The following is a 24765-nucleotide window of genomic DNA, read 5'->3' as shown; positions in this document are numbered from 1 at the left end:
GTCGGTCACAGCGTCTCTCCCGGCTTGGCGGTGTAGATGCGCAGGCCGAATACCGGCCCCGCACTGCTGCCGTTATGCGGCACGACGCGGATGCGGACCTTGCTCTTGCCGCGGGTCAGCGGTTCGGGAAGCGGATAGACTACGTCGAAGAAGCGCCCCGGATGATCGTTGGCGAGATGCTGTGTCGCCACCCTGACATTGTCGACGAGCAGGTCGAAGTCGCGCGGCCGTTCGTCGCCCCAATAAGTCGCCTGGAGCAGCAGCGGCCCCGGCCGCACCGCCATCGTGCATTCGAACCAGCCGCCCGAGCGGGCATCGCGCCCCGCCCGGCCGCGGTAGGTGAGCGGATAGGAGAGTTCGCTGGTCAGGCCGTGGTCGCGCTCGGGCTGCATCTCGCCAAGGTGCATGACGTCGACCGACCGTGCGGCGATATCGCGCAGCCGCGCCTGTTCGGCGGTGAACGCCGCCTCCTCGCGCCGCCACTCGGCATCGTCAAAGCGCCGGAAATAGACGGCGCTGCGGCGACGATATTGGCGGTAGAAGGGGACGATGTCGCGGTCCCCCGGTCGCAAAATGCCGCGCGTCGCGTAGTGCGCCGCCGTAGCATCGGTGGCGACGATGCCGGCGAGCAGATCGCTGCCGACCAACGCCGGGTCCGCCTGCGCCCACGGCGTCGTCGCCGGGCCGAGGTCGGCGGCAAGCACAAGCGGCCCTCGCACCAGCGCGACGGTGCGCGGATCGCCCGGCGCCGGCTCGAGTCGCACGGCGAGCGGCAGCGTGATCGCGATCCGGTCGCCCGCGCGCCAGTGCCGCGTCACGATCGCATAGCCGCGGGCGCGGACGGGCGTCACCGCGGCGCCGTTGACGGTGACGCGCGCGCCCTCCCCCGCCCAGGCCGGGATGCGCAGCGCCACCGGGAAGCGCCCGGCGCGCAGCTTGGCGAAGGTCAGCGTCGCTTCGCCCTCGAACGGATAGCGCGTCGCCAGCGACACGGTCGCGCCGCGCGCCGCCCAGTCGGCATCAGCAGCGGTGTAGAGGTTGACGTAGAAGGTGCCGTCCGTCCCCTCCCAGAAGACGGAATCGCCATGTTTCGCGTGGCTCTCCATCCCCGATCCGACGCAGCACCAGAAGGCATCGTCGGCGGTGGTCGAATAGTCACGCGCCACGCCGCTCATCAGCGGCGTCATATAAGTGAAGCCGCCCGTCGCCGGGTCCTGCTGCGCAAGCACATGATTGAGGTGCGCACGCTCGTAATAATCGAACAGGGCGCCGTCCGGCTGCCACGACCATAGCTGCCGCGTCAGCTTGAGCATGTTGTACGTGTTGCAATGTTCGCACGTCTGTTCGGTGATGTGATCGGCGATGGTGTCCGGCGCGGTGAAATATTCGCGATCGGCGTTGCCGCCGATGACGTAGGAATGATGCGCGGTCACCGCGGTCCAGAAGGTGCGCGCCGCCGCCGCCGCGGCGGGATCGCCCGCCACCTCGTACAGCCGGGCGAGGCCGATCAGCTTGGGCACTTGCGTATTGGCATGGAGGTTGGCGAGCCGATCCTCTCCGCGCGCGAGCGGATCGAGCACCGTGTCGTCATGGATCAGCCGCGCCATGCGCAGCCAGCGGGCATCGCCGGTGCGCGCATGGAGCTCGGCATAGCTTTCGTTGAGGCCGCCATATTCGCAGCCGAGCACCGTCTGCACCTGCGCCGGGGTCAGTGCCGCGAAGACGCCGGCGATATAGCCGGCGAGCCCCTCCGCCACGCCGAGTGCGCGCGGATCCCCCCAGGTCTGATGGACGTCGAGCAGCCCGGCGAGCCACTTATGGACGGTGTACAGCGGTGACCAGGAGCCGTTGAGATCGAACCCGCCCGAGGTGATCTCGCCACGCCGGATCTCGGCGAAGATCACTTCGCCATCGACGATCGTGCCGTCCTTGGTCTTGCGGCCGAGTGCGCCGACATAGCCGGTGCCGCGCGTCGCCTGTGCCAGCGCCAGCTCGCCGACGATATAGTCGGCGCGGCGGTGCAGCTCGGCATCGTGCGTCTGCTGCCAGGTGAGCGCCAGCGCGCTGAGATAATGGCCGAGCGTATGGCCGGCGATCGTATCGCTCTCCCAGCCGCCGTAGATCGCCGCCTTCGGTGGCAGTCCCGCATAGAGCCGCACGTTGTGCAACAGCCGGTCGGGGTCGAGCCGCAGCAGATAGCGGTGATTGACCGCCACAGCCGTCGCCTGATCCGACGGATGCAGGCGGATCGCGGCCAGCGGCAAAGGGCGGGCCTGCGCCATGGGCGTCGGCATCGCCGCGGCGAACGCCCTGCCGGCGAACGACAGTGCCGCGGTCCCCATCATCACCTCACGCCGCGACACCATCGCCCGCTCCTTCCGACTTATCGTATACGATGAGATATAGGAAATTTGCCGGCGACGCCAGACGGATATTGTATACCTTATTATTGACATGTATCGCTTGCTCGAATCAGCGACAGAAAGTTGCGATAAAAGGGGCGTCAGAATGACTAAATTGCCTACCGCATCACGTGTGTCCGCGGGTCTTGCCGCGCTCGCCTGCGCGCTCGTCAGCCACGCGGCGTCTGCGCAGATCGCGCCGGTGCCGCAGGCCGATACCGGCGCCGCGACGCTGACCGACAAGCCCGATGCGGAGGCGAGCGAAGAGGTGGTGGTGACCGGCACCCGCATCCGCCGCCCCGATCTGATCAGCAACAGCCCGCTGACCACCGTCAACGCCCAGGAGCTCGCGCTGCAGGGCGCGACCAATGTCGAAAACGTCCTCAACCGGTTGCCGCAGTTCACCGCCGACGCCAACGAGAACGTCTCGAACGGGTCCGACGGCACCGCGAACGTCAACCTCCGCAATCTCGGCGCGAGCCGCGTGCTGACGCTGATCAACGGCCAGCGCATGCTGCCGACCCAGGCGATCGACATCAATTTCGTCCCCTCGGCGGTCGTCGAGCGGATCGACGTCGCGACCGGCGGCGCCTCCGCGGTCTACGGCTCCGACGCGCTGTCGGGCGTGGTCAATTTCATCCTGCGCGACAAACTCGACGGCGTCCGCCTCGACGTCCAGTCGAGCGTCGCCGATCACACCAACGACAACAGCTTCCTGCGCTCGATCATCGGCGCGCGCGGCTATAGCAACGCGCCCGAACATGTCCGCGACGGCGGCAAGCAGGACGTCAACGCCGCGGTCGGCAAGACCTTCCTCGACGGGCGGCTCAACATCACCGCTTATGCGGGTTATCGCCACACCGATCCGGTGCTGCAATCGACCCGCGACGTGTCGGCCTGTGCGCTCAACAGCGCATCCACCACCTTCACCTGCGGCGGGTCGAGCAACACGCCTTATGGCACCTTCACCCCGCTCGCCGGTCCGGCCGCGGGACAGAAGCTGACCAACAGCATCGACGGCAGCCGCACCTGGGTTCCCTATGTCAGCTCCGTCTATGCCTATAATTACGCGCCGCTGAACTATATCCAGCGCGCCGACGACCGCTACAATGCCGGCGCCTTCCTGCACCTCAAGATCGCCCCCGCCGCAGAAATCTACGGCAGCTTCATGTATATGAAGGACAAGAGCTTCTCGCAGGTCGCTCCCTCGGCGCTCTATTTCGGGCAGACCTATACGGTCACCTGCAACAACCCGCTGCTCAGCGCCAGCCAGGCGCAGACGCTGTGCGGCACTGCCGCCGGCACCGCGGCGACGCAGAACACGCTGATCGGCTACCGGCTCAGCGGCACCGGCGCGCTGCCACGGCGCGACAGCCTGCAACATGAGGATTTCCGGTCGATGGTCGGCGTCCGCGGCGATCTCGGCAGCGGGTTCCATTATGACGCCAGCGTGCTGCGCTCGGTCGCGCATTACGACGAGACCTATCTGAACGACGTCAGCGTCGCCAAGGCGCAGCGCGCGCTGCTCGCCGTGCCCGACGGCAAGGGCGGTGCCGTCTGCCAGTCGGTGCTCGACGGAACGGATACGGCATGCGTTCCGGTCAACGTCTTCCAGGCCAATGCGATCACCAGCGCCGCGGCCAATTACCTCTACGCCCCCAAGTCGACGCAGGGCCGCTATGCGCTCAGCGTCATCTCGGGCAGCGTCACCGGCGATCTCGGCGAATTCGGTATCACCAGTCCGTTCGCGCATGACGGCGTCGGCATCGTCCTCGGCGGCGAGCACCGTCGCGAGACCTTGCTGTTCACCGGAGACGAACTGGCGTTGGCGGCCGGCACGCAGAATTCGGACGGCATCATCGCGGTCAACGAAGGCTTCGGCGAAATCGAATTGCCGCTGGTGCAGGATAAGCCGTTCATCCGCGGCCTGACGCTCAACGGCGGCTTCCGCTACTCGTCCTATAAGAACCGGCAGGATTCCACCGGCTTCCGGTCGAGCTACAACGCCTTCACCTACAAGGGCGAACTCAGCTGGCAGGTGGTCGAGCCGCTGCGCCTGCGCGCCAGCTACAACCGCGCGATCCGCGCCCCCAATATCACCGAATTGTTCTCCAACCTGTCGCTCGGCAATGCCAATGCCACCGATCCCTGCGCCGGCGCGGCCCCGACCGCCTCGCTCGCCGCGTGCCAGCTCACCGGCGTCACCGCGGCGCAGTACAACAATCGACTCGTCATCGAATGTCCGGCCGATCAGTGCACCGGCCAGTTCGGCGGCAACCGCAACCTGAAGCCCGAAAAGGCCGACACCTATACCGCCGGCGCCGTCTTCGCGCCGAACGGCGGCCGGACCCTGTCGGTCTCGCTCGATTATTATCACATCAAGGTGAAGGACTATATCGGCAGCATCGATCTCAACACGACGATCGGCCAATGCTTCTCGACCGGCAATCCCTTCTATTGCGGGCTGTTCCATCGCGACCCGCTGACCGGTTCGATCTTCGGCACCGGCTATGTCGTGTCGACGACGCTCAACACCGGCTATCTGCAGACCTCGGGCCTCGACGTCACCGGGACGGTCGTCATCCGCCTCGGCAAGTTCGGCAAGATCGCCACCGATTTCGTCGGCACCTATCTGCTCCAGCAGATCACGCAGCCGCTGCCCGGCGGCGGCACCTATGACTGCAAGGGGCTGTTCGGCTATTCGTGCGGCCAGCCCAATCCGACCTGGCGGCACAATCTGCGCGTCACCTGGAGCCCCGACGACACGGTCAGCCTGTCGGCCAACTGGCGCTACCTCGACGCCACCCGCCTGTCGTCGACGTCGAGCAACAGCTTCCTGACCGGTGATGCCGACCCGATCGACGCGCGCATCCCCGCCTACAGCTATTTCGATCTTACCGCGGCGGTCGCGATCAACGACAATCTGTCGCTGCGGCTGGGCGCGAACAATCTGCTCGACAAGAGCCCGCCGGCGCTGGCGTCGGGCGTGCTAAATCTCTTTGGCAACGGCAATACCTATCCCGGCGTCTATGATGTGTTGGGTCGGCGGATCTTCGCCGGCGCGACCATACGGTTCTAGGACGAAGGGCCCGGATGTCGATCACCCGCCTGCCCGCGCTCGGCGCGCTGTTCCTCCTCGCCGGGGCGGCACCGGCGGTGCCGGTCACGCCATTCGCGATCGGCGCGCTGCACGGTACGCTGCGCGCCGACACGCAGACGCTGGCGCAGCTCTCCCCCGCCGGCGAGCCGGCCTTCAGCTTCGTGCCGACCGCGCGCGAGGCGGAGCGGTCGGGGGATGGCTATAATTACGTCGGGGATCTCGACCTGCGGCTGCGCGTCGCGGGCGGGACGTGGCGCGACTTCGGCTCGGCGCATCGCCGCCGGCCGATCGTTGCGCTGCCGACGCCGCGCGGCACGATCGCCGCGGCGGACATCACCGCGACGATGGGCGACGGCATGCCGCTCCTCGTCGAGCGCCGCTGGCAGATCGATCGCGGCGCGCTCGCCCTGCGCTTCCGGCTAACCAACCGCAGCGCGGCCGCGGTCGAGATCGGCGGGCTCGGCATGCCGATGGCCTTCGACAATATCATCACCGGACGCGACCTCGATCAGGCGCATGCGCAGGCGAGCTTCGCCGATCCCTATATCGGCCGCGACGCCGGTTATCTCCAGGTGACCCGGCTCAACGGCCAGGGTCCGGCGCTGCTCGTCCTGCCCGGCCGCGATACGCCGTTCGAGGCCTATGCCCCGCTCGCCGATGCCGCGCATGCGCCGGCGGACGCGGTGTTCACCGAAAAGACGCGCCGCGAACAGACGTTCGAGGGCTTTTACGACTGGCTCGTCCACTCGCGCGGCTTCGCCGAACGCGAATGGCGCAACGCCGGTGGGCAATGGAATGCGCCGACCAGCCGCCTGCTCGCGCCGGGTGCTTCGCTGGAAATCGGCGTCCGCTTCGTCGCCGCGCCGACGATCCGCGGCATCGAACCGACGCTGATCGCGCAGCGCCGCCCGGTCGCGATCGGCCTGCCCGGCTATGTCGTGCCGACCGACCAGAGCGCCAGCCTGTTCGTCCGCGCGCCGTCGCGCCTCACCGGCTTCGACAGCAGCCCGGCGGACGCGCTCGCCGTCCGGCGCGCGGGCAGCATCCACGGCTGGACGCGGCTGGCGATCCGCAGCCATGGCTATGGCCCGGCGCGGCTGACGCTCCATTATGCCGACGGGCAGCAGCAGACGGTCAGCTATTACGTCACCCGGCCGCTCGACACGACGATGGCGGCGCTCGGCCGGTTTGCGACGACGCGGCAATGGTATGAGGGCAAAGGCGATCCGTTCGGCCGCTCGCCCGCGATCCTCACCTATGACCACGAGGCGCAGCGGATCGTCGATGTCGAACCGCGCGTGTGGATCGCCGGGATGAGCGACGAGGGCGGCGCGGGCAGCTGGGTCGCGGCGATGATGAAGCAGCTCGATCATCCCGATGCGGCCGAGGTCGCCAAGCTCGAGCGGCTCGTCGACGAGACGGTGGTCGGCCGCTTGCAGGTCGCCGACGGGCCGCATCGCGGCGGCGTGCGCAAGAGCCTGTTCTATTACGATCCCGCCCGCTTCCCGACGCTGTATCGCGATCCGGCGGCGTGGAAGAGCTGGACGGCGTGGGATGCCAAACAGGCCGGCGATCTCGGCCGATCGTACAATTATCCGCATGTCGCGATCGGCCATTGGGTGCTCTACCGGCTGGCGCGCAACCACGTCGGCCTCGTCACGCGGCATGACTGGCGCTGGTATCTCGACTGGGCGCAGACGACGATCGTCGCGATGATGCGCGACGCGCCTTATTATACGCAATTCGGCCAGATGGAGGGCAACGTCTTCCTCGACATCCTCGCCGATCTGCGCCGCGAGGGGATGACCGCCGAAGCCGATCGGATCGAGGCGCTGATGCGCGCGCGAACCGACCATTGGGCGGGCCTGCGCTATCCGTTCGGCAGCGAGATGGCTTGGGATTCGACCGGCCAGCCCGAGGTTTACGACTGGCTGCGCCATTTCGGCTATGGGCGGCAGGCGGTGCAGACGCGTGAGGTGATCCTCGGCTATGATCCGACGCTGCCGAGCTGGGGCTATAACGGCAATGCGCGCCGCTATTGGGACTTCCTCTACGGCGGCAAGACGGCGCGGATCGAGCGGCAGATCCACCATTACGGTTCGACCAACAATGCGCTGCCGCTGTTCGATTCATTCCGCCGCGACCCCACCGATCTGCATCTGCTGCGCGTCGCCTACGGAGGGCTGATGGGTGGGATCACCAACATCGATCGCGACGGTTTTGCCTCCGCCGCCTTCCATGCCTGGCCCGACCGGATGCAATGGGATGCGTATAGCGGCGACTATGGCATGGGCTATTTCGCGCATGCCTATGCGGTGGCGAGCTATCTGGTCGACGACCCGACCTTCGGCTGGCTCGGCTTCGGCGGCGAGGTGACACAGGCCGCCGGCAGCGTGACGATCCGGCCGCGCGACGGCGCCCGCACGCGGCTGTTCATCGCCCCCGCCGGCCAGTGGATCACGCTCGCTGCCGGTCGGATCGCCGCGGCGCGCTACGCGCCGAAGACGGGTGCGATCACGCTGACGCTCGATCCCGCCGATGCCGCCACGCCCGCCGCGCGGCTGTTCGTCGCACGCACCACGCCGGCCGGGCGGGACTATGCCGTCGCCGGCGGCACGGCGGAACGCGGCGGCGTCACGCTGCCGCTCGCAACGACGCCGGTCGAGGTGACGCTGCGCCCGCGCTGATCAACCGCCACGCAGCAACCGCATCACCAGATCGCGGATGCGGCTGCGGCTGGCCGGCTGACCATCGAGGATGCCATGTTTGGCAGGGGGCAGGAAATGCAGCGGATGCCGCTCCGGCCGGAAGACATAATGGTCGAACCATGCCCGCCACGCCGCCCGCTCCGCCGCGGGGCGTTCGGCGATCGCGAGCATCGCCAGCAGCATCGTCGTATAAGGCGCTTCGGGACCATCGGCGAAACCGTCCCACCAGTAATTGACCAGCACGTTGACCGGATCGGTCGCCTCGACCTGATGCCACCACAGTTTGGGGACATAGAGTGCATCCCCGGGTTCGAGATCGACCAGCTCGGCGCGATCCCGCCAGCGCTCGAAACGCGGGAAGCGGATATTGCCGGGCGGGCTGCCGACCGCGAGGCCGACCGGCTGGCCGGCCATCGTATGGTCTATTGGTCCGACATATAGATCGCCGATCGCTTCCGGCGGATAGAGCGTGAAGCGGCGGCGGCCCGCTGCGACGCAGGCGACATTGTCCATCGCATCGTAATGACAGGCGACGCTGGAGGCGTGCCCGATCCAAACCCGCGGCGAGACGTCGGCCGGTACGAACGGCAGCCGCACCGCCGCCGCGATCCCCGGCAGATAGGTCTCGGCCGGCAGCGAACCCATATACAGGCTCGGCCGGTCGGCCGCCTCGGCGGTCGCGACGATGCGGGTCAGCGCGTCGCGAAACGGCACCGTCTCGCGCGTGAAGTTGAACCCGGCGAGCGCCTCGTCATAGAAATAGCGCGCGCCGATCGCCGGGCGGCCGATGAACATTTCCGCCGACTGGCCGGCATCCGCCGCCAACAGTGCCGCGATCACCGCCTCTCGCCCGCCGGCGAGCATCGGCCAATGGCGTGCGACGCCGCGCAGCACGACCGGCGCCCCCGCCGCGACGACCTGCGACCGGAAGGCGGCGGGATCGGCGAGCGCCGCCGCCGGCGCCTCGGCGATCATTGCGCCGCCGCCAGCCGATCGTTGTGGATCCGCCCGAGCGTGCGCAGATGCCGCACCGAAGTGGTCTGCGCATAAGCGAGTTGCAGGTCACCCGCCCGGAACAGCGCCAGCACCGCCTCGTCGGGCAGCGCGTGCAGCGCATCGAGGCTGATGGTGTAGAGGCCGTCGAGTTGCACGCTCTGGCCATTGTCGAACTGCATCGCGACGTCGATCGGTTCGAGCAGCCAGTGATCGAGCAGCCGCCGGATGAAGGCGTCGGTCGCGGCAAGACCTTGGTCGAGCGTGTGCAGCGCCTGCTGGACGCGCTTGAGCGCAGGCGTCGCCTCGCCGGTCGCTTCGAACAGCGCGGCGCCCTCGTCCTTTGCGAACGCGGCATGCTCGCGATCGATCACGACCTGCCCCTCGGCGATGAAGAACCCCTGTCGCTCGAGGTCCGCCGGCCGATAGTCGCGGAGCGCGCCATCCGCGCTCAGCAGATTGCGCCCAGGCTCCAGCCCCATCACCACACCGGCATAAAAGGCGCCGGTCTCGGGGTGTTTGGTGAACAGGATCGGATAATAAGGCGCCGCCTTGAGGAATTCGTCCGCGACGATCTGGGCGAAGTGGCGCGGAGTGTCGATCCGGCGCGACAGGCGCAGCGCGGCATGATCCGCGCGGTTCAACATCTGCCAGTCCGGCATCGGCCCCTCCATCACCTTGCTTTTGATAGCGCTGCAATTCGCACGATCCGTCGCCGATGCAAAGCGACGATCACTCTTACAAATGCTTGCAAATCCACGGCGGCCCATTATTGTGAGCGCTACCGTTCGAGATGGTTCCTGGCGTCGTGCCGGCGAATCGCGAAAGAAATGAACACGCGCCCACGCCCCCGCCAGAAGGGGTCATGCGCATCAGAAGAGGGGATGCCTAATGTCTACGTCTACGCGCGCCCGTCGTGGAGCCCGCGGGTTCCGCCGGCTTCACGTTCTTGCCTGCGCCACCAGCCTCGCCGGTTTCGGCTGGGCTGCGCCCGCGCTGGCGCAGGACGGCAATCTGCAGAACAGCACGACCAGCCAGCCGGCCGCGCCGCAGCCTGCGGTGCCGTCGACCGCCAACACGACCACCGCGTCGGAGGCGGGCCAGCCTCAGGATGCCGCCACCGCGCAAGACGTGTCGCAGGGCAATAGCGCGGAAGGTCCCGGCGAGGATATCGTCGTCGTCGGTCTGCGCGGGTCGCTCCAGCGCAACCTCGACCTCAAGCGTACCTCGTCGGGCGTCGTCGACGTCATCTCCGCCGAGGACATCGGCAAATTCCCCGATTCGAACGTCGCCGCCTCGCTCCAGCGCCTGCCCGGCGTGTCGATCCAGCGCAACGGATCGCGCGGCGAGCCGACCGGCATCACCGTCCGCGGCTTCGGCGGCGACTTCAACACCACGCTGTACGACGGCCGCCGCATCTCGACCGCGACCGGCGGTCGCCAGATCGACTTCTCGACCGTCGGCGTCGATTTCATCGGCCAGCTCAGCGTGCTCAAGACTCCCGACGTCTCGCTCGCATCGAGCTCGATCGGCGCGACCGTCGACATCGCCTTCCCCAAGCCGTTCGACCATCCCGGCTTCCGCGTCGCCGCGACCGGTTCGGGATCGATCCAGGATCGTTCGGGCAAGATCGTGCCGACCGGCGGCCTGCTGATCAGCAGCACCAACAAGGACGAGACGTTCGGCGTCCTCGCCGACGTCATCTACACCAAGCGTGATACCGATACCAATCGTGTCTATGTGTCGGGTTGGCCCGGCGGCAACTACGCGCCCTGCCAGCTCGCCGGCTTCACCGGCACCTGCACGCCGACCGCGGACACCAATTCGGCCGCCTACGCCACCGCGAGCAACCGACAGAATCTTCCGGGCTGGTTCCCGCAGCAATATGGCGCCGAGCAGCAGCGCGTGCAGGACGAGCGTGTCGACGCGCGCATCGCCCTGCAATACCACCCCTCCGACGATCTGATGCTGACGATCGACAACAATTTCTCGCGCCAGAAAATCACGCAGGAGAATTATGCGTTCGGCGTGTGGTTCAGCCAGGGTTCGCTACGCAACGTTACGCTCGATTCGAACGGCACCGCGACCGATTTCACCCAGACCGGCACGCCGACCGACTTCACTGCCGCGCTCAACAAGCAGATCCTGCAGACCAACCAGACGGGCATGAACGTCAAATATGACGCGACCAGCAACCTGACGCTGGAAGGCGACGTCGCTTATGCCAAGAGCTGGCTCAACCCCGGCAACGTCATCGGCAGCGCCAATGGCGACATCGGTTATGGCAATGCGCTGAGCAACAACCTGCGCTTCAGCGTGCTCGGCGACAGCAAGGATGCCTTCCCGACGATCAGCGGCTACGGTCCGGCGGGCAATGCCGCCGGCTGGGCGGATCAGTCGCTGATCGGCAGCCACGTCACCGTCAACCAGACGCAGCACAATACCGACGAACTGGTCCAGTTCCGCGGCAACGCCACCTGGAAGCAGGACAATGTGACGCTGAAGGCCGGTGGCCAATATTATCAGGACACGTTCAACTTCCGCAACCAGAGCACCTTCACCAACAACTTCTGGCAGGCCTATGCGGGCTACGGCGCGCCGTCGGGCAGCACGACCGGCATCTCGCCGCTGCCGTCGAGCCTCTACCAGGGCTCGGTCAGCCTCAACGACTTCATCCCCGGCTTCAAGGGCAGCCTGCCGCCGTCGGTGTTCGTGTTCAGCCCGATCGCCTATCAGAATTACCTGACCGGCCTCGGCAATCCCTCGGCGACGCGGGTTCCCGGCTTCAATTACGGCAACGTCAACGGCTTCACCGGCACGTTCGACGAAGCGGTCGATCCCGGCAGCGTGCTGCGCGTCCGCGAGCGGACCTGGTCGCTGTACTTCAGCGCCAACTTCAAGACCGAGATCGGCAACCTGCCCTTCACGTTCAATGCCGGCATCCGCAATGAGGTGACCAATCTCGTCGCCACCGGCCAGGGCCGCCTGCCGACGTCGATCACCACCAGCACCGCCGACCCGACGCTGCTGAGCATCCCGACCTATACGGCGGTTCAGGGCGTCACCAACAACAGCTCCTATTCCTATCTGCTGCCGAGCCTGGATGCGAAACTGGAGCTGACCGACAACCTGATCCTGCGCGTCGATGCGTCGCGGACGCTGACGCGTCCGTCGCTCAGCCTGCTCAATCCGGTGCTCAACGTCGGCAACGGCCAGCGCGTCGGCGCCTTGTCGGCGAGCGGCGGCAATCCGAACCTCAAGCCCTATCTCGCCGACAATTTCGACCTCGGCGCCGAATGGTATTATCGCCGCAACTCCTATCTGGCGGTCAATTTCTTCCTCAAGAACGTCAGCAACTTCATCGTCGGCGGCGTGACGCGGCAGGCGATCAACGGGCTGATCGACCCGACCACCGGCACGTTGGCGAGCTTCGCCGTGTCGCAGCAGGTCAACGGCCCCGACGCCACCGTGCGCGGCGTCGAGCTCGCGCTGCAACAGGTATTCGGCGATACCGGCTTCGGCTTCCAGGCCAATGCCACCTTCGTCAACACCAACCGGCCGTATGACAGCACCAACATTAGCCAGACCGGCTTCGCCGTCACCGGCCTTGCCAATTCGGCGAACTTCGTCGGCTTCTATGACAAGGGCGGCTTCCAGTTCCGCACCGCGGTCAACTGGCGCGACAAATATCTGCTCCAGTTCGGTCAGAACCAGAACACCGGTTCGTTCGGGTCGGAGCCGACCTTCGTCAACCAGAGCTTCCAGATCGATCTGACGACGAGCTACGACATCAGCAAGAACTTCAGCGTCTTCGGTGAAGCGCTCAACGTCAACAACAACCAGCAGAGCACGCACGGCCGCTATTCCAACCAGCTGCTCGACGTGTTCGACTATGGCCGCCGCTATACGGTCGGCGCACGCTACCGGTTCTGATCCTCTCCCCTGGGCGGAGCGCAGCTCGACTTGCGCTCCGCCCGTTTTTTGCGAACATCAGGGTCATGCATCCGATCAGGAACATCGTCATCGTCGGCGGCGGCACCGCCGGGTGGCTCACCGCCGGGGTGATTGCGGCGCGTCATCAGGGCCAGCGGCCGCACGGCTTTACCGTCACGCTGGTCGAATCGCCGAACGTCCCGATCATCGGCGTCGGCGAAGGCACCTGGCCGACGCTGCGCACCACGCTCAAACGCATGGGCGTCTCCGAAACTGAATTCTTCCGCCAGTGCGACGCGTCGTTCAAACAGGGCGCGCGCTTCAACCGCTGGACGACCGGCGCCGTCGACGACGGCTATTACCATCCGCTGATGCTGCCGCAGCAATTCGGCAGCGTGAATCTTGCGCCGCACTGGCTCGCTGCGGGCGGGGACGACAGCTTCTGCGACATGGTCACGCCGCAGGGCCGGCTGTGCGACGAGGGCCTCGCCCCCAAGACGATGGCGACGCCCGAATATGAGGGGCAGGCGAATTATGCCTATCACCTCGACGCCGGCAAATTCTCCGCGTTTCTCCAGCGCCATTGCTGCGACACGCTCGGCGTCCGCCACGTCCTCGCCGACGTTACCGAGGTGCTCAAGGACGAGGGCGGCGACATAACCGGCCTGCGCACCGAACAGGGGATCGCCGTCGACGGGGATCTGTTCGTCGACTGCACCGGCTTTGCCGCATTGCTGATCGGCAAGGCGATGGACGTACCCTTCCGCAGCTGCGCCGACACCCTGTTCTGCGACACCGCGCTGGCGATCCAGGTCCCCTATGCGCAGGCGGACGATCCGATCGCCAGCCACACCCTCTCGACCGCGCAGTCCGCCGGCTGGATCTGGGACATCGGCCTGCCGACGCGGCGCGGCGTCGGCCATGTCTTCTCGAGCAGCCATATCGACGTCGATGCCGCCGAGCGTGAGCTGCGCGCCTATCTCGGCCCCGCCGGCGCCGATCTGCCGGTGCGCAGGCTGGCGATCCGTGCCGGTCATCGCGAACGGTTCTGGGAGCGCAACTGCGTCGCGGTCGGGCTGGCGGCGGGTTTCCTCGAACCGCTCGAAGCCTCGGCGATCGTGCTGATCGAATTGTCGGCGAAGATGATCGCCGAGCAACTGCCGCCGTGCCGCGAGGTGATGGACGTGGTCGCGCGCCGCTTCAACGAGACGACCCATTACCGCTGGGGCCGGATCATCGACTTCCTCAAGCTGCATTACGCCCTGACCCGGCGCACCGATACCGACTTCTGGCGCGACAATGCCCGGCCCGAGACGATCCCGGACCGGCTGCGCGGGCTGATGGAGCTGTGGCAGCATCAGTCGCCGTGGCTGCACGACGAATTCGACCGCGCCGAAGAGGTGTTCCCCTCGGCGAGCTATCAATATGTCCTCTACGGCATGGGCGCGCGCAGCGCGGTGCTGCCCGGCACGATCGAGGGTGAGGCGGAGCTGGCACGGCGCGCGCGGCGCGAGAATGCCATGCAGACGCAGCGCATGGTCGCCAGCCTGCCGCGCCACCGTGAGCTGATCGAGCGGATCGTCCGTCACGGCCTGCAACCCATCTGACCCCCGAAAGGCCCGCCATGCGTCTTCTCGCCTCCGCCTCGTGCCTGATGCTCGCGCTCGGTCTGGCCACTACTGCCGCCGCGGCACCGCGGCTCGACGGGGTGCTCGCCGACCATGCGGTGATCCAACGCGATCAGCCGATCGACCTCAGCGGCGATGCCGGCGCGGGCGAGACGGTGATGATCTCGCTCGCCGGCCATACCGTCACCGCCAAGGCGACGCGCGACGGGCGGTTCACCGCGCAGCTGCCGGCGCTGCCCGCCGGCGGCCCCTATGAACTGACCATCGCCGCGGCGAGCGGCGCGGCGGTGATCCGCGACATCCTGATCGGGGACGTCTACCTCTGCTCGGGCCAGAGCAACATGGAGCTCGCGGTTACCGATGCGCAGAAGCTGATCCCGGACGCGCATCCGCCGCTCGACGACCAGTTGCGGCTGCTCACCATCGCCAAGGTCGCCGCGCCCGCGCCGCTCGCCCGCCTGTCGCAGCCGCCGCGCTGGGTCGCCGCGGACAACACCAGCGCGCAGGGCTTTTCGGCGGCCTGTTTCTATATGGCGCAGGCGCTGCGCCGCACCGCCAAGGTGCCGATCGGTGCGATCCATTCGAGCTGGGGCGGATCGCGGATCAGCGCCTGGATGAGCGCGCCGGCCTTGCGCAGCGCCGGCATGGGCGCGGAGGCCGATCTGCTCGCGCTCTATGCTCGCGACCCCGCTGCCGCCGAACGTCGCGCCTCGGGCATCTGGGAGGATTGGTGGCGCGCCGGTTCGGGCGACGCGCGCGGCCGCGAACCGTGGCAGGCCGACGCCGCACTCGACTGGCAGCCGGTGCCGGCGATGACCAATTTCGAAACCTGGGGCATTCCTGCGCTCGCCGACTATAACGGCATGATCTGGTATCAGCGCACGATCGACGTCACCGCCGAACAGGCGCGCGGGGCGGCGACGCTGGTGCTCGGCATGGTCGACGATGCCGATCGGACCTGGGTCAACGGCGTCGGAGTCGGCGGCAGCAGCCTCGCCGCGCAGTCGCGTGTCTATGCGCTGCCCGCCGGCACGTTGAAGGCGGGGCGCAACGTCATCACCGTCAATGACGACGACGTCTATGCCTATGGCGGCATGACCGGCCCCGCGGACACGATGCGCGTCACCTTCGCCGATGGCTCCAGCGTGCCGATCGGCAGCGGCTGGCGCTATGCGATCGCCAAGCGTCTGCCCGGTGCCGCGCCGCGCGTGCCGTGGGACGACATCAATGGCGCCGGCACGCTGTACAATGCGATGATCGCGCCGCTGTCGCCGATGCATATCGCCGGCATCGCTTGGTATCAGGGCGAGTCCGACACCGGCATTCCCGGCTATGACCGGCGTCTCGCCGCGCTGATCGCCGACTGGCGCCGTCGCTTCGCCAGCCCGCGCGCCGCCGCGGGCATCGTCCAGCTCGCCTCCTACGGCACGCCGGAGATCGCGCCCTCCGACAGCGGCTGGGGTATCGTCCGCGACGCGCAACGCCGCGTCGCCGCCGCCGACCCGCTCGCCGGCATCGCGGTAGCGCTCGACATCGGCGACGTGCTCGACATCCATCCCGGCGAAAAGCACGAGGTCGGCCAGCGGCTCGCGCGGGTGATGCGTGCGACCGTCTATAAGGAAAGCATAGCCGCCTCCGGTCCGGCGATCGCCGGGGCGAGTGCGGCGGCGGGCGGTGGTGTCACGCTGCGCTTCGCCGGCGTCACCGGTGCGTTGCACGCGCGGGGCGCGGACCGCGCGATCGGCTTCCAGCTGTGCGACGCGGCGCCGGGCAGCTGCCGCTATGCGAGCGGCACCGTGTCGGGGATGACGGTGACGCTGCCGGGGGACGGCAAGCCGGTGACGCGCGTCCGCTACGCCTGGGCCGATTCACCGGCGACCAATCTCGCCGACGAGGCGCAATTGCCGGTCGGCACCTTCGAGGTGCCGGTAACACGATAAGCGGCAAATGCCGCGAGGGGAGAGACAATGAAGGCGATCACCATGCGGGCGACGGCCCTGGCCACGGCGGGCGTCGCGCTCGCCCTCACCCCGGCGCTGGCCCGCGAATCCACGACGCCCGCCCAGACGCCGGCGCCGGCCGCGGCGCAAGGCGACGAGGCGATCCGCCTCGCCACCGCGACGGTCGCGCGGATGACGATCGCCGAGAAGCTGCCGCAATTGCTCAACGTCGCGCCGGCGATCCCGCGGCTGCGCATCCCCGCCTATAATTGGTGGACGGAATCGCTCCACGGCGCCCTCGGCGCGCGCAACACCACCAACTTTCCCGAACCGATCGGCCTTGCCGCCAGCTTCGACGCGCCGCTCGTCCATGATGTCGCCGGCGCGATCTCGACCGAGGTGCGCGGCCTCCATACGCTCGCGCGCGAGACCGGCCGGGTCGGGCGGATCGGCACCGGACTCGACACCTGGTCGCCCAACATCAACATCTTTCGCGATCCGCGCTGGGGGCGTGGACAGGAGACCTATGGCGAGGACCCGTTCCTCACCGCGACGATGGGCGTCGCCTTCGTCCGCGGCATGCAGGGGCCGAACCCCGATCGCCCGCAGGTGATCGCCACGCCCAAGCATTTCGCGGTACACAGCGGCCCCGAGGGCACACGGCACGAGGCCAACGTCTTCGTGTCGCCGCACGATCTTGAGGACACCTATCTGCCCGCCTTCCGCGCCGCGATCGTCGACGGGCGTGCCGGATCGGTGATGTGCGCGTACAACCGTATCGATGGCCAGCCCGCCTGCGCGAGCGACCTGCTGCTCAAGGAGCATCTGCGCGGCGCCTGGGGTTTCACCGGCTATGTCGTCTCCGACTGCGACGCGGTGAAGGACATCGCCGACAATCACAAATACGCCCCCGACAGCGCCACCGCGGTCGCCGCGGCGCTGCGCACCGGTGTCGACAGCGAGTGCAACAACGCCTCGACCGCCGATATCGCCGGTCTGGAGACCCGCTATCGCGAGGCGCTCGACCGCGGCCTGATCAGCGAGGGGGATGTCGATCAGGCGCTGATCCGCCTGTTCGCCGCGCGCTACCGCAACGGCGATCTGCCCGGCCTGGCCGGCGCCCCCGCCGCGATCCCGACCGGCGCGATCGGCAGCCCGGCGCATCGCGCGCTCGCGCTCGCCGCCGCGGAACGATCGATGGTGCTGCTCAAGAACGACGGCGTGTTGCCGCTGCGCAGCGGCGTCAAGGTGGCGGTGGTCGGGCCGCTCGGCGATGCGACGCGCGTGCTGCGCGGCAATTATTCGTCGGGCCTGTCCGGGCCGCCGGTCTCGGTGCTCGAAGGCCTGCGCACCACGCTCGGCGCGAGCCAGGTGACGCTGGTGCCTTTCGGCGAGTCGATGACCGACGGTGACCGCGTGCCGACCAGCGCGTTGCGCACCCCCGACGGCAAGCCCGGCGTACTCGCCCGTTACTACAATCCGGCGACGCCGCTGCCGGCGCTGTTCGCCCCCGGGACGCGCGAGAAGACGATCGCCGCGGTCCGCTATCAGGCCAAGCCGGTGGTGACGCGGATCGAACCCGATGTCGGTGACCGCAACCTCGACCTCGCGCGCGTCGCCGACGTCCATCGCACGGTGTTCACCGGCTTCCTCGTCCCGCCTGCGACCGGCCGCTACCGCGTCGGCCTGTCGGGCTCGGGCGGGACGCTCGAGCTCGACGGGCGGATCGTCTCGGATCGGACCAAGGCGCGCTGGAACGATCTGCCCGGCATGACCACGATCGAGCTGACCGCGGGCAAGCGCTATCCGTTCACTGTCACCGGCGGCGGCGGCGACCTCGTCTGGAAGCGCGTCTCGGCGACGCCCGACGCCGATCTCAAGCGCGCCGCCGCCGCAGCCGACGTGCTCGTCGCGGTGGTCGGCCTGACCTCGGACCTCGAAGCGGAAGAGACCGGGGTGACGATGCCGGGCTTCTCCGGCGGCGACAAGACGACGCTCGACCTGCCTGCCGACCAGCTGGCGATGCTCGACCAGGCGCGCGCCACCGGCAAGCCGATCGTCCTCGTCGCGATGAACGGCAGCCCGATCAACCTCGCCTGGGCGAAGGATCATGCCGCCGCGGTGCTGGAGGCCTGGTATCCCGGCGAGGCGGGGGGGCTTGCCGCCGCCAATATCCTGACCGGCCGCACCAATCCATCGGGCCGGCTGCCGCTGACCTTCTACCGCAGCGTCGCCGACCTGCCGCCGTTCGGCGATTATGCGATGACCGGCCGGACCTATCGCTATTTCAAGGGCACGCCGGTCTATCCCTTCGGCCACGGCCTCAGCTACACGCGCTTCGCCTTCGCGCCGCTTACCGTCACCCCCGCGCCGGGCGGGGCCGAGACCGGTCTCAGCGTCGCCACCCGCATCACCAACAGCGGCGAGCGCGCCGGGGAAGAGGTGGCGCAGCTCTACCTCGACTTCCCGGACGCGCCCGGTGTGCCCCGCGTCGCGCTGCGCGGCTTCCAGCGCGTCGCGCTGCGCCCGGGCGAGGCGAAGGACCTACGGTTCGACCTGTCGCCGCGCGATCTCAGCGCGGTGACGCCCGACGGCCGGCGGATGGTGATGGCGGGGCGCTACCGCGTCACCGTCGGTGCCGGCCAGCCGGGGACCGGCGTTCCCGGCCAGTCGGCCGCCTTCACCGCCCGTCAGTCCGCGGAGCTGCCGAAATGATCCGCCGCCTCCTGCTCGCCGGCGCCGCGCTGGGGCTGTTCGCGACTCCGGCTCTCGCCGCCGATCCGCTCGCCGCCACCGGCCGATGGAGCGCCAATACCGACGGCAGCGCCCCGACGCCGCCGATGGGCTGGAACAGCTGGAATGCCTTCAACAGCGATGTCGACGAGGAGAAGGTGCTCGCCTCGGCCCAGGCGCTGCTCGACACCGGCCTCGTCAAGCTCGGCTATCGCTACGTCAACATCGACGACGGCTGGTGGCTCAAGCGTCGTCAGCCCGACGGGCGGATGCTGATCCGCACCGATCACTTCCCCTCCGCCGCGACGGGTCGCGACCCGAGCTTCCGCCCCTTCACCGACCGGCTGCACGCCATGGGGCTGAAGGCCGGCATCTATTCGGACATCGGCCGCAACAGCTGCGGCCAGATCTACACGCCCGATTTCAAGAACCAGCCCGAGGGCACCGTCGCCGAACGGGAGATCGGCCTGTACGGCCATATCGACCAGGACATCGCACTCTACTTCCGCGACTGGAACTTCGACTTCATCAAGGTCGATGCCTGCGGTATCCGCGGCCTGCCCGCCGATGCGCCGCGCGTCCGATCGGGCCTGTACCGGGCTCTGCCGCCGCTGGTCGACATGCAGTCGCTCGGCGGCTCCGACGTCGCCGGCATCCGCGGCCTGTACCAGCAGGTCGGCGGCGCGATCCGCCGTTATGCGGGGGACCGGCCCTATGTCTTCTCGCTATGCCTTTGGGGTGCGGGCGACGTGCGCGCCTGGGGCAAGGACGTCGGCAACAGCTCGCGGACCAGCGACGATATCCAGCCGATCTGGACGCGGATGCTGACCAATTTCGACACGGTGACGCATCGCGCGCTCTACGCGCACCCCGGTTCGTGGAATGATCCCGACATGCTGTTCGTCGGCACCGGCGACTTCGATACGGCGCATCCGGTCGAGGCACGCTCGCACTTCTCGCTCTGGGCGATGCTCAACGCGCCGCTGATCATCGGCTATGACCTGCGCAAGCTGACCCCCGAGCTGCTGACGATCTTCGGCAATGCCGATCTCGTCGCGCTCAACCAGGATGCGGCGGGCAATCAGGCGGTACTCGCCTATGATTCAGATGACGTGCAGATCTTCGCCAAGACGCTGGCGGACGGCAGCAAGGGCGTCGCGATCTTTAACCGCACCGCCGCCCCGACCAAGGCGGTGCTCACCGCCGACCACCTCAAGCTGCTCCCCTCGGCCGACGTGCGGCTGCATGACCTGTGGAGCAAGGCCGACAGCCGCTTCCGCGGCGAGACGACGCTGACGCTCGCCCCGCACGAGACGCGCGTGTTCCGCGCCAGCGGCACGCGGCGGCTGGCGAACGGCCTCTATCTTTCCGAACAGACCGGCCGGGTCAATCCGGCGGTCGACGGCGTGGCGACGCCACAGGCCGATCCCACCATCCATCATTCGCCGACGCCCTGGGGTGGCACCCGCGGCACCGGCGACCATCCGCAATATGGCGGCTGGGGCGGTGCCGAGGCGGATCGTGCGCCTTATGGCAAGCTGATGCGCGTCGCCGGGCGGGAGTATGACACCGGCATCGGCATCCTTGCCAATTCGCGGCTGGAGGTCCGCAACCAGGGCTTCACCCGCTTCAGCGCGCAGGTCGGCGTCAACGACTCCGGACAGAAGGCCGGCAAGATCACGTTCGAGATATGGGGTGACGGGCAGTTGCTCGGCCGCTCGCCGGCGATGGCGTTCGGCACGCCGGCCGCTCCCATGCAGGCCGACGTGCGCGGCGTGGCGATCGTCGAGCTGGTCGCGCGCGCCAGCGATGGCGCGATCCAGCCGGCAACCTGGGCCGAGGCCGCGCTGTCCCGCTAAGCACTATCCAATACCTTCCGCTTATTGACTTATCCTGTGATCCGCGCCTTGTCTGTCGGGTGGCCAGCGAAGATGAGACCGACGGGGCAGCCGTGCCCGCACCCGATCCGCGGACGCGGCGACCGGGCCGGCGTCTGCGCGGCGCGGTCGCCAACAAGCTCGGCATCGCCATCCTGTCGGGCGAGTATCGCCCCGGCGACGTGCTGACCGGCGAAATCGCCGCGGCGGAGGCGCTCGACGTCTCGCGCGGCGCCTATCGCGAGGCGGTGCAGGTGCTGACCGCCAAGGGGCTGGTCGAAAGCCGCCCCAAGACCGGCACGCACGTGCTGCCGCGCGAACGGTGGAACCTGCTCGACCCCGATGTGCTCGCCTGGGCCTTTGCCGGCGAGCCCGATCCACGGCTGATCCGCAGCCTGTTCGAACTGCGGCTGGTGGTCGAGCCCGCCGCCGCCGCGCTGGCCGCCGATCGCCGCACGCGCGCGGATCTCAGCCGGATGGGCGAGGCGCTCAAGGGCATGCGCCGCCACACGCTGGCGACCCCGGAGGGCCGCGCCGCGGATCGCGACTTCCATGATGCGCTGCTGCACGCGACCGGCAATGATGCGATGATCGTGCTCGGCGCGTCGATCGGCGCGGCGGTGGCGTGGACGACGCAGTTCAAGCAGCGCACCCGCGCGCTGCCGCGCGACCCCATCCCCGACCATGCGCGTGTCTATGACGCGGTCGCGGCCCGCGATATCGCCGGCGCGACCGCAGCGATGCAGGCGCTCGTCGACCTCGCGCTCAACGACACGCGCAGCGCGATGCCCGCCGAAACGCGGGTCTGACGGTCGTCAGGGGCGCACCGGCCCGGCCGGCGCCAGCTTCGACAGGGTGAAGTCGTCGACGTCGATCCAGCCCCGGCTCGGCGCGGCGTTATAGCAGAACAGCGCATATTGCTCGCCCTGGAAGGTGCCCGTCCGCCACGCGAAGGCGAGCGGCACGTCACCGCCGAGCGCGGTCCAGCGCCGCCCGTCGAGGCTGTAGGCGAAGCGGCTGCGATCGGTGGTGAAGTCCATGTCGGTGCGCAGCCACAGCGCCTCGCTGCGCGGCAGAGCGGCGCTCGCCTGTGTCGTCGTGACCGCGCCCTCGACGCGATCCTCCGTGGTTTCCGCCAGCAATGTGGTCCGGCCGGCGGCATCGCGCGTCACCGTCAGATTGCCGCTATACTGGCCGAGCGTCCCGAAGCCGCAGCGGTCGCCCGCGGCGAGATGGCGGATGTCGAGCTTGACCTCGCCACGGCTTGCCGGCCCCTGCCCCTTCTGGGTCAGCGTGTTGCGCGCCGACCAGAAGCGCGGCGCCAGCGTCGGGCGCAGCCGCAGCCAGCCCGGCCGCTCGGTCAGCGACCAGCGCGCGGGATCGGGATTGTGGTTCCACTGCCATTGCAGCCCGAGCCGCGGGGCGGTGAACGTATCTGAGGTGCCGGGCTCGGCGAAACGGCCGCCGGGAATCGGCTTGGCGGCGCGGCGCGGCACGCGGCCGGGCGCGGATGGCGTGCCCCAGACGGGCCAGCCGTCCTGCCAGAACACCGGGCTCATGTTGGTCATCCGCCCGATCGCGCCGCTGTCTTCCATGACGAAGCCGAACCAGCGCCCGTCGGGCAGATCGACCAGCGCACCCTGATGGCCGCCGGTCTTGTCGTCGATCTGGTCGCGCGTCTCCCACGGCCCGAACAGGCTGCGCGACCGCGACACGCTGAGCGCGAGCCGCGGCGGCAGCGCATTGAACAGATAATAATAGTCGCCGCGGCGGATGATCTTCGACCCTTCCGCCCCCTTGATATAGTGGATGCGCCGCGCGTCGGTGACATGCGCCAGCGCCGCATCGAGCGTCAGCAGCGTGATCGTGCCGTCGGCGGTGGAGGCGGTGGCGAGGTAGGCGCGGCCGTCGGGCTCGATGAACAGGCCGGGATCGAACGCCTCGCGCTCCAGCTCGTGATAGCGCCACGGCCCGCGCACGTCCTTGGCATACCAGATGCGCGTCTTCTGCCCGACCGGCGTGTTGGCGAGATAATAGGTGCCGGCATGATAGCGCAGGCTCGAGGCGAAGAGCCCCTTGCGATAGGCGTCGCCGCCCTGAAGATCGTATTGCGGCAGGCCTTCCAGCCGATCGACGAGATGCGAGACGATCGTCCAGTTGATCAGGTCGCGGCTGTGCAGGATGGTGATCCCCGGCACGTTGGCGAAGGTGGTGCTCGCCATATAATAATCAGAGCCGACGCGGATCACGTCGGGATCGGGATAGTCCGCGTAAAGCACCGGGTTGCGGAAGCTGCCGTCGCCCTGATCCGAACGCCACACCTGCGCCGACGCCGCGCCGGCGATCAGCAGCGCCGCACCCAGCAGGCCGAGCCTCATCGGCCGAACGCCAGCGCCCGGCCGAAGAAGGGCAGCATCGCCCCCTGCACCCGCCCGGCGACGCCGCTGACGTGATCGCCCGGATAGACGGTGAAGCTGTTGGCGATACCGTAGCGGTCGAGCCCATCGTGCAGCCGCGCGGCATCGTCCTTCAACCCGTCACGATCGCCGACGTCGATCCCGATCGCGGCATACCGTTTGAGATTGCCGGCATATTGGTCGAGCATCGCGAGCGGCGCATTCGCCGCCCAGCGGGCCAGCACGTCGGGCTGCGAGACGCCGTCCTTGACCGGCAGGTCGAGGAACAACGGCGGCGCCTTGGGATCGGGCGACCAGGCCGCCGCGGTGGCGAGCTGTGCCCGCAGCCCCCACGGCAGGCTCGCGCTGTCGGCGGGCGAGCGCAGCGCACGGATCGTCGCCTCGGCCGCCGCATCGGTCTGGCCGAGCGCGCGGGTGGAGAGACAGCACGGGCTCATCATGTAGAGCGCGCCGAACGTCTCGGGATGCTTCATGCCGATCCGGGCGGTGCCGTATCCGCCCATCGAATGACCGGCGAGACCGCGGCTGCGCCGGTCGGCGAGGGTGCGGTAATGGCCGTCGATATAGGCGACGAGATTGCGGGCGACGAACGTCTCGAAATCGCCGACCGTCACCGAACTCGAATAGAAGGAGCCGTTGTGCATCGTCTTGCTGTCGGGCAGCACGACGATCATCTCGCGCGTGCCTTGCGCAAAGGCGCCCTCGACCGTCTGCGGCACATGGATCTCCTTGACCCATTGCTCGACGCCGATCGAATAGCCGTGCAGCGCATAGACGACCGGATAGCGCTGCTTGGGATGGCTGCGATAGCCGGGCGGCAGCACCACCAGCACCGCGCGATCGGCGCTATTGCCTTCCAGATTGCCTTCGACGCTGGGCGCATGGACGGTGATCCGCTCGACCGTCACCGGCTTGGCGCCGGCGACCGGCGGCGGCGCGGGCGTCGCGACCTGCGCCGGGGCGGAGGCAGCGCCGAACAGCGCAAGCGCGGCGGCGAGCAGGGGAAGTCGGATCATGCGGAGTCCTCGGTTTGC

At 68.3% G+C, this 24765-nt stretch carries 13 protein-coding genes; 8 read left to right on the top strand and 5 right to left on the bottom strand.

Annotation, left to right across the window (positions count from 1 at the left end; translation table 11 throughout):
- Positions 1-5 precede the first annotated feature (5 nt).
- Positions 6-2366, bottom strand: a complete 2361-nt coding sequence (locus V8201_RS00745; RefSeq protein WP_336544239.1) for a beta-L-arabinofuranosidase domain-containing protein — start codon at positions 2364-2366, stop codon at positions 6-8.
- Positions 2367-2508: 142 nt separating this feature from the next.
- Here V8201_RS00745 and V8201_RS00740 point away from each other — a divergent pair, with 142 nt between their 5' ends.
- Positions 2509-5481, top strand: coding sequence for a TonB-dependent receptor domain-containing protein (locus V8201_RS00740; protein ID WP_336544238.1), 2973 nt, complete (start codon positions 2509-2511; stop codon positions 5479-5481).
- Positions 5482-5495: 14 nt separating this feature from the next.
- Positions 5496-8189 (top strand): DUF5695 domain-containing protein, encoded by a 2694-nt coding sequence (locus V8201_RS00735; RefSeq protein ID WP_336544237.1) that lies wholly within the window; start codon positions 5496-5498, stop codon positions 8187-8189.
- Here V8201_RS00735 and V8201_RS00730 read toward each other — a convergent pair whose 3' ends face one another.
- The gene (locus tag V8201_RS00730; RefSeq protein WP_336544236.1) at positions 8190-9185 is read right to left on the bottom strand and encodes a cupin-like domain-containing protein; all 996 of its coding nucleotides are present in this window, start codon (positions 9183-9185) and stop codon (positions 8190-8192) included.
- A complete protein-coding gene (locus tag V8201_RS00725; RefSeq protein ID WP_336544235.1) occupies positions 9182-9877 on the bottom strand; it encodes a SapC family protein in 696 nt (231 codons plus the stop codon). The genes V8201_RS00730 and V8201_RS00725 overlap by 4 nt, the downstream gene beginning before the upstream one ends.
- A gap of 217 nt (positions 9878-10094) precedes the next feature.
- Between V8201_RS00725 and V8201_RS00720 the strand changes: the two genes are divergently transcribed.
- From V8201_RS00720 to V8201_RS00695, 6 genes are all read left to right on the top strand, one after another.
- Positions 10095-13136: a TonB-dependent receptor gene (locus tag V8201_RS00720; RefSeq protein ID WP_336544234.1), complete on the top strand. Its 3042-nt coding sequence runs from the start codon at positions 10095-10097 to the stop codon at positions 13134-13136.
- Positions 13137-13201: 65 nt separating this feature from the next.
- Positions 13202-14743, top strand: coding sequence for a tryptophan halogenase family protein (locus V8201_RS00715; protein ID WP_037535529.1), 1542 nt, complete (start codon positions 13202-13204; stop codon positions 14741-14743).
- Between the two features lie 17 nt (positions 14744-14760).
- Complete coding sequence (locus V8201_RS00710; protein ID WP_336544233.1) at positions 14761-16704, top strand: sialate O-acetylesterase; 1944 nt, start codon at positions 14761-14763, stop codon at positions 16702-16704.
- 27 nt (positions 16705-16731) lie between these two features.
- Positions 16732-19419 carry a glycoside hydrolase family 3 C-terminal domain-containing protein gene (locus V8201_RS00705; RefSeq protein ID WP_336544232.1) on the top strand — a complete coding sequence of 896 codons (2688 nt, stop codon included), beginning with the start codon at positions 16732-16734 and terminating at the stop codon, positions 19417-19419.
- On the top strand, positions 19416-21296 hold the full coding sequence (locus tag V8201_RS00700) for an NPCBM/NEW2 domain-containing protein (protein WP_336544231.1): 1881 nt from the start codon (positions 19416-19418) through the stop codon (positions 21294-21296). The genes V8201_RS00705 and V8201_RS00700 overlap by 4 nt, the downstream gene beginning before the upstream one ends.
- A gap of 92 nt (positions 21297-21388) precedes the next feature.
- The gene (locus tag V8201_RS00695) at positions 21389-22123 is read left to right on the top strand and encodes a FadR/GntR family transcriptional regulator (RefSeq protein ID WP_336544230.1); all 735 of its coding nucleotides are present in this window, start codon (positions 21389-21391) and stop codon (positions 22121-22123) included.
- Between the two features lie 6 nt (positions 22124-22129).
- On the opposite strand, the gene V8201_RS00690 is transcribed toward V8201_RS00695, so the two are convergent.
- Positions 22130-23692 carry a glycoside hydrolase family 43 protein gene (locus V8201_RS00690; RefSeq protein WP_336544229.1) on the bottom strand — a complete coding sequence of 521 codons (1563 nt, stop codon included), beginning with the start codon at positions 23690-23692 and terminating at the stop codon, positions 22130-22132.
- Positions 23689-24747, bottom strand: coding sequence for an alpha/beta hydrolase (locus V8201_RS00685; protein WP_336544228.1), 1059 nt, complete (start codon positions 24745-24747; stop codon positions 23689-23691). The genes V8201_RS00690 and V8201_RS00685 overlap by 4 nt, the downstream gene beginning before the upstream one ends.
- Positions 24748-24765: the final 18 nt, after the last annotated feature.

The sequence above is a fragment of the Sphingomonas kyungheensis genome, assembly GCF_037120395.1.
Taxonomy (GTDB): domain Bacteria; phylum Pseudomonadota; class Alphaproteobacteria; order Sphingomonadales; family Sphingomonadaceae; genus Sphingomonas; species Sphingomonas kyungheensis.
The sequence above is the reverse complement of the archived record's forward strand: the minus strand, read 5'-3'. Positions and strand labels throughout refer to the sequence as shown.